Raw genomic sequence first — 11922 nt, forward strand, 5'->3', positions numbered from 1 at the left:
GTCGCATCCCACTGTCAGAGCCATTGTAGCCCGCGTGTTGCCCGGTCCATTCGGGGCATACTGACCTACCGTTGCCCGTTCCTTCCTCCGCTTTAGCAGCGGCAGTCCTCCTAGTGTACCCAACTACCTCAAGGGTATTGCTGGCAACTAGAAGTGCGGGTCTCGCTCGTTGCCTGACTTAACAGGACGCCTCACGGTACGAGCTGACGGCGGCCATGCACCTCCTCTCAGTAGCGTCGGGTAAAGTCGTCAACCTGACCGTCATTACTACTGTCGGGACCGGTGAGATGTCCGGCGTTGAGTCCAATTAAACCGCAGGCTCCTCCGGTTGTGGTGCTCCCCCGCCAATTCCTTTAAGTTTCATCCTTGCAGACGTACTTCCCAGGCGGCTCGCTTCTCGGCTTCCCTAGGGCGCAGCGCAGGCTCGTAGCCTACGGCACACCTAGCGAGCATCGTTTACAGCTAGGACTACCCGGGTATCTAATCCGGTTCGAGACCCTAGCTTTCGTCCCTCACCGTCGGGTCCGTCTTCTTGAGGTGGTTTCCCCATTGGTGGTCCGTCCAGGATTACAGGATTTCACTCCTACCCCGGACGTACCCCTCAAGTCTTCCGGCCCCAAGCCGGACAGTTTCCGCTGGACGCCGACGCGTTGAGCGCGTCGATTTCCCAACGGACTTGTCCGGCCGGCTACGGACGCTTTAGGCCCAATAATATCGGCCATCACTTGGACTGCCGGTATTACCGCGGCGGCTGGCACCGGTCTTGCCCAGTCCTTGTTCCTGAACCACCTTACGGTACAGAAAAGCGAGGGCTATATGCCCTCGCACTCGGAGTCCCCCTATCGCACTGTCGTGCAGTGTAAAGGTTTCGCGCCTGCTGCGCCCCGTAGGGCCCGGTATCTTGTCTCAGATACCGTCTCCGGGTTCTTGCTCTCACAACCCGTACCGATTATCGGCATGGTGGGCCGTTACCCCACCATCTACCTAATCGGCCGCAGCCACATCCTACAGCGCCGGAACGTTTCTCACTCTCGGCACTCCAGCATGAGAGTGATATCCGCTATTGGCCTCAGTTTCCCGAGGTTATCGCGGTCTGTAGGGTAGTTTGGCCACGTGTTACTGAGCTATATGCCACGGGTCTAAGCCCGTGCGACTAGCATGGCTAAATCGGACTCCGATAGCAATGGCCTCCGGCAGGATCAACCGGAATGTATCCCGGCACAAGGCCGGGGGGTTAGGCGGGATCACACCCATATAATGGGTGTGGTCGCTATCGAAGGGTGTTCGAGGACACCCGTCGACCGAGTGTCACCGAACTATCAGGGCTAACATCAGATCCCATCTTGACGGCGGACCGCAGGGGTGGAATCCTCATTTCTTCGGACCTGATTGTTGTCTCGAAGCCACCATAAAGGCTTCGAGTTTCGTTGGCGAGTCGGTCCCGCCTGGTCCGTGTCGGCAGGGGTTCGATGCCCCGACCGAACGTCGTTCGCGTTCTTTCCGAATACCCTGTTACACTTAAGGGCATCGGATCGCAGCCCGCGTCGAACCGCACGACGCGAGCGACCTTCGCGTTCATTCCGAACACCCTGTTACACTTAAGGGCGTCGGAACGAGTGCGTTCGTTCGGGGGGCGTCGCCCCCTGACCGCGTTCGCGTTTCATTCCGATGAGTGATCCACACTTAACCCCGTCGAAGGAAGTCGCCCGCGAGACGGAATTACACGGGTGTGAGTGTCCCACACGTGTACAAACGGAGAGTACGGCTCACGGGACAGCAGTGGCTGAGGGAAGGTCACTATCACTCGCGCGCACGGGAGCGCGCGACCGGGAATATCACGCGAGAAGCCACCGAAAATGTCGGGACCGCGACCTAGATCTCGTCTAGGTGTTCGACGCCCTGCTTCGAGACGTTCCCTTTCGTGATGTCGCCGGGCATCCAGTCGGGTTTGTCGTCCGGCGCCTCCTCGACCCATGCCCACGCCTCGTAGATGTGGACCTTGTGGGTCCCTTTCTCCCGTAGTCGTATCTCCTCAGGGTCAGCCTGGTCTTCACCGTCGGCCGGTTCGAGTCGACGCGCTGCTTTCAGTGCAGCCTGCCGAGGTGTTCCGCCCGAGAAGACGCTCGATTCGTCACCGTCTTCGCGCAGTGCGAAGTTGCGCTTGTCACTGTCGGGTGCCATGGATTTCACCGCTCCATGCCAATTCAGCACATGCCAGAACATAAATATACCCCCCAATCCGCCCTCCGTCGGGGGGTGAGTTTATATACTGCGACCGTCGCGTGCCGCCTTGACCCCCCAGACCGGCTGATTCAGGCCGGGTTTTCGGACCCATGTCGTCACGCGCGCCGAGAAAACCACCGGCCAGCGGCCGGCGGCACGGTAGACTTAAGTGTATCCTGCGGTGAAGTGCGGAGTAGGATAGCGCGATGGTGCGAAAGAAGAAGCTCAGCCCGAGTGGCGCCAAAGATGAGGACGGCGAGTACCACAACGTACATATCAACATTCACGAGGACGAGCTGGCCGTCGCCGGGATGGAGATCGGCGACGAAGTGTTCGTTCGCGTCCGCGACAACAAGATTATCATCCAGAAGGCCGACCCCGAAGAGGTCGAACACGACTTTTGAGGCACCATCGCGGTGACACAGTGCCACCGGGCGGGGTTGTTGGGGCCGACGCCCGATATCGGTCGTTCACCACCGTTCTTTGAACCAACCGGACCACCCACACAATGAGACCCTACGATATCGCGAAACCAGTCCTGTTTTCCCTGCCAGCAGAGACCGCCAACCGGAGCGTCCACCGGCTGCTGGAGGCAGTCGACGGAACGCGGGTCGCCGAGGCGATGGCCGACCGCTACACCGTCGCTGACGACCGACTCGCCGTGGACGCCTTCGGCCACACCTTCGACGACCCCGTCGGCGTCGCCGCCGGCTTCGACAAGAACGCGACCATCGCGGAGACGCTGGCGTCGCTCGGCTTCGGCTTCGCCGAAGTCGGCGGTGTCACGGCCGAGCCACAGACCGGCAACGCCCGCCCGCGGATGTTCCGGCTGAGAGAGGACGAGGCCATCATCAACCGGATGGGGCTGAACAACGACGGGGCCATCGTCATCGGCGAACGGCTGAAAAACGTCGACGCGCCGTTCCCGGTCGGCGTCAACATCGCCAAGACGGAACACGTCGGGACCGAGGAGGCCCCCGGCGACTACCGGACCACGTACGAACACGTCGCCGAGGGCGGTGACTTCTTCGTCGTCAACGTCTCCTGTCCCAACTCGGAAGGGTTCGAGGAGCTGCAGAACCGCGACGCGATGGAAGCCATCCTCGGCGAACTCCAGAACGCGGGCGCGGCCCCGTTGCTCGTGAAGCTATCGCCTGACCTCCCCGAGCCGGCAGTCGAGGACGCGCTGGATCTGGTGACCGAACTCGACCTGGACGGCGTCGTCGCGACGAACACGACGACCGACCGGCCCGCCAGCCTGCGCTCGCCGAATGCCGCAGAGACGGGCGGCCTTTCCGGGAAGCCCATCGAGAACCGGGCGACGGAGATGGTCCGCTTCGTCGCCGAGCGCGTCGACGTGCCTGTCGTCGGGGTCGGTGGCGTCTCGACGCCGGAGGGCGCATACCGGAAGATCCGCGCCGGGGCCTCGCTCGTCCAGCTGTACACCGGCCTGGTGTACCGCGGCCCGTCCATCGCTCGCGAGATTAACGAGGGGCTGCTGGACCTGCTCGCGGAGGACGGCTTCGATTCGGTCGAGGACGCCGTCGGCGCGGACCTGTAGCCGGCGAATCTTGAAGTAGAGTTGCGGCGAATCGCCGGCATGGCCGCCACTCCCCGCACCCTGCACATCGCCGCCTGGGACGACCGCTTTCTCGCGTGGCTCCTCGACATCCTGCTCGTCGGTGCCGTCCTCTCCGCACTGGGCGAGGCCGCGGGCGTGTTCTCACTCCTGACCGGCAGCCTCGCAGTTACCACCCCCTTCACCGGTCTGAACGGCCTCGGCCTGTTCGTGTACTGGACCGTGCTCGAAGGCCGGCAGGGCCAGTCAGTCGGCAAGATGGTCATGAACATCGCCGTCACGGACGAACGCGGCGACGCTATCGACTACGGCACGGCGGCCGTCGAAAGCTTCGGGAAGGCGTTTCTGCTCCCGATAGACATCATCGTGGGCTGGCTCGCCTACGAGGACGAGGGAGTCCGACTGTTCAATAAACTCTCCTCGACAATTGTCATCGAGACCGACGAAGAAGCGGACGAGAAGCCGAGCGACGTCGAGTACGTGTATCCGGACGAGCGATAGGCCACCCGCTCGCGTTATTCCAGCGCGTCCAGCCGGAACTCGAACGCCGCCACAGGCAGTTCCAGATCGTGCTGCAACCACCTTTTTCAGCGTCGGGTGGTCTCGCAGTGCTCGACCACCACTCCTCGAAAAACTTGGGCGAAAAAAACGCTCGCTCCCGCTGGTCCTCGCGTTATTCCAGAGCGTCTAGTCGGAACTCGAACGCCGCCACAGGCAGTTCCAGATCGTGTTCGACGAGCACTTTCGGATGAATCTCGCCGATAACGCCGACCGATTCCCCGTCGAGGACCACTTCAGCGGCGCGACCGCCGATGAACGACGGATGCGTGGTCGGCGGCGTTTCGAGGTCCTTGTCGAAGGCGTCGGCGAGCGCCTGCAGGCGAGCCTTCGCGTCCTCGTAGGAGGCGTCCGTGCGCGCGAGCGCGGCAGCAACGGTGCGGTGTTCGGCGACGCCGGTGTTCTCGGAGTCGTCGAGACCCGCGGCCAGCCCGATCTCGGCGAGGTCCTGCGGGTAGCTCCGGTGGGTGTTGTTCTCCAACACCATCATGATAGAGGGGAGCGCCCAGGTCCGGAGGATGGTGTAGTCCTCGCTGTAGGGCTCCTGAATGGTGACTGGGTCAGCCTGGCCGACGGCGTCGGCGGCCTGCTCGTCGGTCCCTGGGACCGACAGCCCCATCCGCTCGAAGTTCTCGGCCTCGTTGATCATGTGGAAGTTCAGCAGGTCCTCGAAGCCTAGGCCGACGAGGGCGTCACGGGCGGCGTCCTCGAGCCGGGAGCGGTCGTGGCGGCCGCCGACCGTCGACACGTCGGGGTAGGTCGGTTCGAGGCTGTTGAACCCGAGCGCCCGGCCGATGTCGTCGATGATATCCAGCGGGTGGATGACGTCGACGCGGTAGGGCGGAATCTCCACCTCGTAGGCCGCGCCGTCGTCGGATTCGGTTTCGGTAGCGTCGAGGCCAGCGCGCTCGGCGTAGTCGATGACTTCGCGGCTGTCCAGCGAGACGCCGAGGATGGACTCGATGCGGTCGTGGGTGACCGTCTTCGTCCGGACCGAGAAGTCCGGCCGCTCCAGGGTCTTGCCGGCGTACTCGCCGGGTGCATCGTCAGCGTAGGACACGTCGACTTTCTCGACCTGGCCGCCGCGGGCGGCGAGCGCGTAGCAGACGATGTTGCACATGTGGTCGATGGTCCACTGGTCGGTCCCGGTCATCTCGATGAACAGGTCCCGGGAGTCGACGCTGACCTCGGTCCGGCGGCCGTTGATGACCGGCGGGAACGAGAACAGCCCGATGGCGTCGTAGATGGCCGGCACGCGGTCGAAGTCGGCCACGAGGTCGCCGTAGGTCTGGCCGGTCTCGTGGGACGCCATGACCTCGCTGGGAGTCATCTCCGCGTCGGCGTCCAGGGGGACGAACGTCGCCTCGTCGGGGTCCGCGCTGGTGTAGGTGATGGACTTGCCGGTCTCATCCGTGACGGAGTCGCCTTTCAGCATCGTGAGGTCGTGGACCCCAATCGCACCTTTCGCCCGCTTGCGGCCCATCGTCGCGTGGAGCTTCTCCTGCAGTTGGATGAGCGACTCCAGCGCGGCGTCGTCCATGTCCAGGCCGCGGACGATAGCGCCGGTGACGTACGGGCGCTCGTCGGGCTGGTCCTCGACTTCGATGGTCCAGTCGGCGCTGTTCGTGTTGGGGACCTCCACCCCGCGGTCGTCGCCGTAGTGGTACCGCAGCGACCGGGCGACACCCTCGACAGAGAGGCGGTCCAGTCGGTCCGGCGCGAACTCAAGCTGGAACTCGTCGTCCTCGGTCCAGCCCTCGAATTCGAGACCGAGGTCGAACAGATCCGACTTGAGTTCGTCGTCGTCTTTCTCGCTGTGACCGGTCAGATACCGCAGTTCGTCGGGGTCGACGTCGACGACCGGCATCAGCGCATCACCTCCGTCTCCCGCAGCAGTTCAAGGTCACACAGCGTTCCGTGCACGTCGCGGATATCCTCGAAGCCGTACATGAGCATGAGAAGTCGTTCGAGCGAGAGGCCCCACGCCATCACGTCACAGTCGACACCCAGCGGCGTGAGCACCTCGTCGCGGAAGATCCCGGAGTTGCCGACCTCGACGACCTCGCCGGTCTCGGGGTGGGTGCCGAACAGTTCGAAGCTCGGCTCCGTGTAGGGGTTGTAGTGGGGCTTGAACTCCAGGTCGGTGATGCCGAACTGCTCGTAGAACTCCGTAAAGGTGCCCATCAGGTCCCGCACGGAGAGGTCTTCGGCCATCACCCAGCCCTCGATCTGGAAGAACTCGAGCAGGTGGGTCGGGTCGAGCGTGTCGTTACGGTACACCTTCTCGACGCTGAAGTAGCGCTCGGGCGGGTCGAGTTCGCCGACCTGGTGGCCCGAGAGGTAGCGCATCGACAGCGACGTGGTGTGGCCCCGCAGGTCCATTCCGCGGGCGATGTCCTCGGTCCACGGCGAGTGATACCCCTCGCCGTCGGGGCCGACGCCCTCCTTGTGGGCTGAACGGACCCGCTCGACGAGATCCGGTGGGAGGTGGCCGATCTCTTCCGGTTCCTCCAGGGCGAACTGGTCCCAGTGGGTTCGGGCCGGGTGGTCCTGGGGCATGAACAGGCAGTCGTTGATCCAGAACTGGGCGTCGGCGTGGGGCCCTTCCATCTCGGAGAAGCCCATCCCGACGAGCGTGTCCTTCACGCGGTTAGCCGTCTGGCGGAGGATGTGCTCCTTGCCGTGGCTCACGTCCTCGGCGTCGGCCTCGACGTTGTACTCGGTGAAGGCCACGTCCTCCCACTCGCCGCTCGTGAGCATCTCGGGAGTGAGCTGGTCGACGGTCTCGGCGGCTTCGACGCCCTCCATCAGCGCGGTGACGCCGTCGTCGGTGAGTTGGATCGAACGAACAGTCTCCTCGCGGACATCGACGAGTCCACGCCGTTCAAGCTGGTCGAGCGCGTCCGCGTCGGCGTCTTCGACGCGCCCGTCGGCGACGGCTTCCAGTGCCAGCATCTCGGGATCAGATCCGGGGTCCGCGTCGGCGTTGGCCGTGATTTCGCCGCTGTCGATCTCGCCGTAGGCCTTGCGGGCGTAGTTCGAGAGCGCGATGTCGACCGCGCCGCCTTCGAGACCGGATGCGCCGATGACCTGTCCCATCTGGACCGGGTCGTCGGCCGCGCCGGCGTCGATAGCTGCCTCGTAGAGGTCCTGTTCGGGCAGACTCTCCCGGACGTACCGGTCGCCCTCCTCGGTGAGTTCGTAGTGTTCCAGCGTCTCCTCGGTGACGGACACCAGCCCGTCGGCTTCGAGTTCGAACGCCGCTCTGGTGGCCGCTTCCGGCTTGAGGTCGGCGTCCGCGGCCACGTCGTCGATGCGCCTGTCTTCCTGTGCGTCGGCGGCCTGCAGGACGGCCACCTGTGCCTGTGGTCGTTTCATACGGGTGTCTCGGTCTTGTGGGGATAACCGCGGGTCGCTCAGTTAACGGTTCTCACTTCCTGCTCGCGGTTTCGTCCGACCGCATCTCTCGACGCCGTCGGAGTCCACGCGCGGTCAGACGGCGAAAAAGAAGCCGAACCCCGGACTGTCGAGTGGCTGGCGAGCGACGCCTGGGTGGGATTCGGATGCCATGTCTGAGCGGTTGTGGCTGGCAAATATAAACGTTGCGCGTGTAGCCGTCTCGACAGAAAGCTGGGTAGCTCCGGTTCTCAGTCCGCGCTCGTCGGCGCGCGGTCGGAGTCAAGGTCGATGTCGAGTTCGTCGAGTTTGTCTTCCCATTCGGCGCGTTTCTCCTGGTGGTCTTCGAGGAACTCGGCCATCAGTTCGGCGGCCTGCTCCTTGCAGCCGCCACAGAGCCGTTCGCCGCCGACGCACTCGTCGTACACCTCCTTGGCGAACTCGTCGTCGTCACCCGACAGCAGGTAGGCGTACAGCTCGTAGACGGGACACTCGTCAGCCTTCCCGCCCTTCTCGCGCTGTTCCTCGGCGGTCGTGCGGCCGCCGGTCGTCGCCGACTTGACCTTGTCGTAGCCGTCCTCGGGGTCGTCCAGCAGTGAGATGTGCGAGGCCGGAATCGAGGAGGACATCTTCCCGCCAGTGAGCCCGGTCATAAACCGGTGGTAGATGGACGACGGCGGCTGGAAGCCGTAGCCGCCGTTGTCGAGTTCGACCTGCCGGGCCAGTTCCTCGGCCTCGGCGTGGTCCAGGTCGAAGGTGTCGACGTGCTCGTCGTACACCCGCTTTTCGCCGTCGATGGCCTCGATGAGCGCCTCGAAGGCCGCCTCGGTGGCGTTACGGTCGAGAAAGCGGATGCGAGGACGGAGCGGTTCCTTCCCCGCCTCGTCGAGTTTGGCGACGACGGACTCGCGGGCGTCGGCGGGCGCTGGCTGGTGGTCGCGCAGCCAGTCGGCGGCCTCGCCACAGCGGGGCCGGTCGGCGTCCTCGGCGTACTCCTCGCGGGCGTCGTAGGCCTGGCGGAGCAGCGTCCGCTCGACCGAATCCGCTTCGAAACTGGCGAAGGCCTCGGTCACGCCGAAGTACCGCATCCGCGCCGCGAGGTCCCGGGCCAGCCGCATGTGCGGGTCCTGGTCCGGGCCGACCGGGATGACCGTCGGTTTCGGCTCTTCGAGTTGCGGGTAGAGGATGTCCGCCATCTGTGTGACGACCGACTGCATGTGGGAGACGTCGGTCTCGCCGTCGAAGTCGTAGATGGCCTGCAGCTCCGAGAAGTTCGCCTCCGCGCCGAGTTCGAACGCGAGGTCCTGCACCTCGCGATTGTCCGACTGGCGGTAGAGCGTGCCGTCCTCGGGGTCGAAGCCGAGCGCGAGCAGCGAGAGGACGTAGTCCGTCGCGTGCTCGTCGATCTCGTCCCATGTGAGCCCGCGGGCGCTGTGAGCTTCGAGGTCCGCGATGAGCGCGTGCGCGTCCCCGCCCTGTTGCTGATGCCAGATGATCTCGTCGAAGACCAGCTTGTGGCCGATGTGCGGGTCACCGGTCGGCATGAACCCCGACAGCGCGGCGAAGGGGTCGTCGTTGCGCATCGCGTCGGCGACCGGTCGGTAGTCCCGGTGGCCGAAGATGACGCCGCGTCGCATCAGGTAGTGCGGGTTGGGGACCTCGGGGAGCACCTCGTCGAACGCCTCGATGCCGAACTGCTCGAACAGTTTGCGGTAGTCGGCGATAGTCGAGGAGCCCCACGGGTCGAGCGTCGCCTCGTCAGCGCCTTCGGCCTCAGTGCCGCCGTCCGTGAGCACCGGTTGGCTGCCGGCGGAAGCGTCGGACTCCCGCCACTCTCCGCCCGACTGGCGGCGGTCCTCGTCGGGCGATGCGTCGTCGTGGTGGGAGTCGTCCGTTGTCATGGGTGTGGTCGGCTCGCGGTGAGCCACGTTACAGGTGCTTTGGTTCCGGTCGGCGCAAAAAGGGTTCGTTTCCGAGCGCCGTCCACGAGGCGGTCGCGGGCTCTGACTCCGCGTGCGCCACTCAGGGCGTCAGCCGCTCGACGGCCACCCACTCGATACTGTCGCTATCGGTACTATCACCGCCGCCGTCAGCCGTCAGCGCGAACACCATCGTCTTCCGGACGCCGTGGGCCAGGCGCACGTCCAGCGCGAGGTCCCGCGGCTCGAAGCGGTGGTCGGCCGGCAACACACGGACCAGGAGCTCCGAGTGACCCAGGTTCTCGGCGCTCTCGACGTCGGCGTAGGTCCGGAAGTCAGCGCCGAACTTGAACCCGGTCTTCGGGGCGACACCGCTGGCCCGCAAGGCGGCGTAGACGGCCAGCCGGCGGTCGAAGCGGTCGCCCTCGACCTCGCGGCCCCGCTCGACGACGGCGGCGGCCCCGCCGTCGACCGTGAGCAGGCCCTCCTGTGCGAGATACGCGGCTTCCACGAGCGAGAGCTGGACCGCGCCGTCGTCGTCGAGTCGCTGGCCGTAGAACGCCTGCTCGTACAGTTCCGCCGGCGGCTCCCAGCACACCACCCGCTCGGCGAGCAGCTCCCCCGCTGTAGACGGGACGACAGCGTCGCTGGTCCCGTCGACAGCCCGCCGGTCAGTGTCGAGATAGGTCACCTCGCTCTCCTCGTCGACGACCGCCAGGACGCAGTCGCCCAGGTCCGCGGCGGCAACTGTATCGCGCTCGCCGACGACCCGGACGCGGTAGGCCACTTCATTATCCCACGGTCCCTTGCCACGGGGATAGACGACGAAGTCCGTGCCCGCGGTGTCGTCGACCCACCCCTCGCGGGCCGGCGTGAGGTAGAAACCGCGGTCCCGCAGGTCCTTGTAGACGGCAAAGTCGACCTCGGAGACGGCCGCGGATCCGAGGAAGGCGCGGAAATCCATCCCGTCGATGCTCTCGATATCCCCCCGGTAGAGGAGATGTGCGGCCTCTACCGGCGCCAGGTCGATGTCGCCGTTACGCACCTGGCCGTAGCCCCGCGAGTCGTAGAACCGCTCGCGCGCCTCGTAGCCGGCCCGGACGACATCACCGTCGAGCGTCAGTTCCATGCTCTGACGTGGCTCCCGCGGCGACAAAGCCCCTGCGGGTCCGGGCTGGTAGTGCAGGTGCGTTCGGTTTGACAGCCGCGAATAGAGAGAACCAGAAAGCCCCGAGACGCTGGAGTCGGGGGCGGGTTCAAGCACCGCAGCGAAGCGAGGAGCGCAGACCGGCCCCCGACTCCAGCGTCTCGCCCCTTTCATTCCCACCCGAAGTCGGTTTGTGAAACGGGACCAGATGTGGCCTTCTTTCGGTTCGAAACTGTATTCCTCAGCGAACACCACCGCCAGCACTCACCCCGATTTCGAGCAAGAACTGTCCAGACAGCGCGTGCCGCCAGCGGTTTCGAACAGCGGCAGGCCACAGTCACAGTCGCCGATGACGACGCCGGACGGTATCGAGAAGCCGGTGTCACAGTCGGGGTAGTGTTCACAGCCGGCAAGCAGGCCGCCCCGGCGGAGAATCAACAGGTCACCGTCGCAGTCCGGACAGTCCCATTCGCGGTCGAACGCCGCGGTGACGGCATCGTCCAGCGAGTCACAGTCCCGGTCAAGACATAGTTCGAAGGCGCGGCCGCGTTCCACCCGAAGCGTGGGGAGGCTGCAGTCGTCACACCGGCCGCCGGTGACCGCGGCATCGCTCGGAATCCCGTAGGCGGCGTCACAGCCGGTACAGGTGACCTCGCTGCGGGCGCGGACCAGCGTCCCGTCGCAGTCGGGGCAGTCGCGTATCGGGACGCCGGCGTTCGAGGCCGGGTAGCGGGCGCTGCCGTGTTCCTCGTGGGTGACCACCCGGAGGAGTTCGTCGCCGTCGCGGGCGGTCACCGATCCGTCGTCGATAGTGACGCTTTCGGCGCGTGTGAGCCACGCGACCGGCTGATACCCCGCGGCGTCGTGGACCAGGACGGTGTTATCCGGTTTGACGACGACGAGTACGTCGCCGCGCTGTTCCCGCTCGCGCGGTCCCTCGAAAACGGTCGTACACTCGCCGGCCATCACATGGGTTCCGTCGTGCATGGGTCGGGCTGGTTGCGTACTGGTATTTGAACGTTCCCACGCGAGCGGAGCTTCCCCCGGAGTTGATAGCTGAAACGAATATCTGAGAAAGCAATAATTCACAACCCGACGGC

General features: G+C 65.1%; 9 protein-coding genes and 1 rRNA gene. 3 read left to right on the plus strand and 7 right to left on the minus strand.

Annotated elements, in window-relative coordinates:
- Both ACY9XZ_RS05110 and ACY9XZ_RS05115 read right to left on the minus strand, forming a co-directional pair.
- Window positions 1–1210 (minus strand): 16S ribosomal RNA (locus ACY9XZ_RS05110); the annotation flags it as partial.
- A 662-nt stretch (window positions 1211–1872) separates the two neighbouring features.
- Window positions 1873–2181 (minus strand): non-histone chromosomal MC1 family protein, encoded by a 309-nt coding sequence (locus ACY9XZ_RS05115; protein WP_004516406.1) that lies wholly within the window; start codon window positions 2179–2181, stop codon window positions 1873–1875.
- A gap of 248 nt (window positions 2182–2429) precedes the next feature.
- On the opposite strand from ACY9XZ_RS05115, the gene ACY9XZ_RS05120 reads away from it, so the two are divergent.
- The 3 genes from ACY9XZ_RS05120 (at window position 2430) to ACY9XZ_RS05130 (ending at window position 4303) form a co-directional block, all read left to right on the plus strand.
- Window positions 2430–2627: a hypothetical protein gene (locus ACY9XZ_RS05120; protein ID WP_004516407.1), complete on the plus strand. Its 198-nt coding sequence runs from the start codon at window positions 2430–2432 to the stop codon at window positions 2625–2627.
- Window positions 2628–2731: 104 nt separating this feature from the next.
- Window positions 2732–3784: a quinone-dependent dihydroorotate dehydrogenase gene (locus ACY9XZ_RS05125; protein ID WP_463455996.1), complete on the plus strand. Its 1053-nt coding sequence runs from the start codon at window positions 2732–2734 to the stop codon at window positions 3782–3784.
- 39 nt (window positions 3785–3823) lie between these two features.
- Entirely contained in the window at window positions 3824–4303 is a 480-nt protein-coding gene (locus tag ACY9XZ_RS05130; RefSeq protein ID WP_463455997.1) for an RDD family protein, read from the plus strand.
- A gap of 172 nt (window positions 4304–4475) precedes the next feature.
- Here the strand turns inward: ACY9XZ_RS05130 and pheT are convergent, their stop codons facing one another.
- The 5 genes from pheT to ACY9XZ_RS05155 all read right to left on the minus strand — a co-directional run bounded on the left by pheT (window position 4476) and on the right by ACY9XZ_RS05155 (window position 11809).
- The gene (gene pheT / locus ACY9XZ_RS05135) at window positions 4476–6227 is read right to left on the minus strand and encodes a phenylalanine--tRNA ligase subunit beta (protein WP_463455998.1); all 1752 of its coding nucleotides are present in this window, start codon (window positions 6225–6227) and stop codon (window positions 4476–4478) included.
- Complete coding sequence (gene pheS / locus ACY9XZ_RS05140; protein WP_463455999.1) at window positions 6227–7738, minus strand: phenylalanine--tRNA ligase subunit alpha; 1512 nt, start codon at window positions 7736–7738, stop codon at window positions 6227–6229. Before pheS ends, pheT begins: the two co-directional genes overlap by 1 nt.
- 269 nt (window positions 7739–8007) lie before the next feature.
- Window positions 8008–9657, minus strand: a complete 1650-nt coding sequence (locus tag ACY9XZ_RS05145; protein ID WP_463456000.1) for a tryptophan--tRNA ligase — start codon at window positions 9655–9657, stop codon at window positions 8008–8010.
- A 121-nt stretch (window positions 9658–9778) separates the two neighbouring features.
- On the minus strand, window positions 9779–10804 hold the full coding sequence (gene endA, locus ACY9XZ_RS05150) for a tRNA-intron lyase (protein ID WP_463456001.1): 1026 nt from the start codon (window positions 10802–10804) through the stop codon (window positions 9779–9781).
- Window positions 10805–11086: 282 nt separating this feature from the next.
- Window positions 11087–11809, minus strand: a complete 723-nt coding sequence (locus ACY9XZ_RS05155; RefSeq protein ID WP_463456002.1) for a PDDEXK family nuclease — start codon at window positions 11807–11809, stop codon at window positions 11087–11089.
- Between the last annotated feature and the right edge of the window lie 113 nt (window positions 11810–11922).

The sequence above is a fragment of the Haloarcula sp. HT12 genome (genome assembly GCF_055271655.1).

Excerpts from the sequence above, each read along its gene's own strand:
- ACY9XZ_RS05115 (WP_004516406.1), bottom strand. The coding sequence starts at position 2,181 with ATGGCACCCGACAGTGACAAGCGCAACTTCGCACTGCGCGAAGACGGT.
- ACY9XZ_RS05120 (WP_004516407.1), top strand. The coding sequence starts at position 2,430 with ATGGTGCGAAAGAAGAAGCTCAGCCCGAGTGGCGCCAAAGATGAGGAC.
- ACY9XZ_RS05125 (WP_463455996.1), top strand. The coding sequence starts at position 2,732 with ATGAGACCCTACGATATCGCGAAACCAGTCCTGTTTTCCCTGCCAGCA.
- ACY9XZ_RS05130 (WP_463455997.1), top strand. The coding sequence starts at position 3,824 with ATGGCCGCCACTCCCCGCACCCTGCACATCGCCGCCTGGGACGACCGC.
- pheT (WP_463455998.1), bottom strand. The coding sequence starts at position 6,227 with ATGCCGGTCGTCGACGTCGACCCCGACGAACTGCGGTATCTGACCGGT.
- pheS (WP_463455999.1), bottom strand. The coding sequence starts at position 7,738 with ATGAAACGACCACAGGCACAGGTGGCCGTCCTGCAGGCCGCCGACGCA.
- ACY9XZ_RS05145 (WP_463456000.1), bottom strand. The coding sequence starts at position 9,657 with ATGACAACGGACGACTCCCACCACGACGACGCATCGCCCGACGAGGAC.
- endA (WP_463456001.1), bottom strand. The coding sequence starts at position 10,804 with ATGGAACTGACGCTCGACGGTGATGTCGTCCGGGCCGGCTACGAGGCG.
- ACY9XZ_RS05155 (WP_463456002.1), bottom strand. The coding sequence starts at position 11,809 with ATGCACGACGGAACCCATGTGATGGCCGGCGAGTGTACGACCGTTTTC.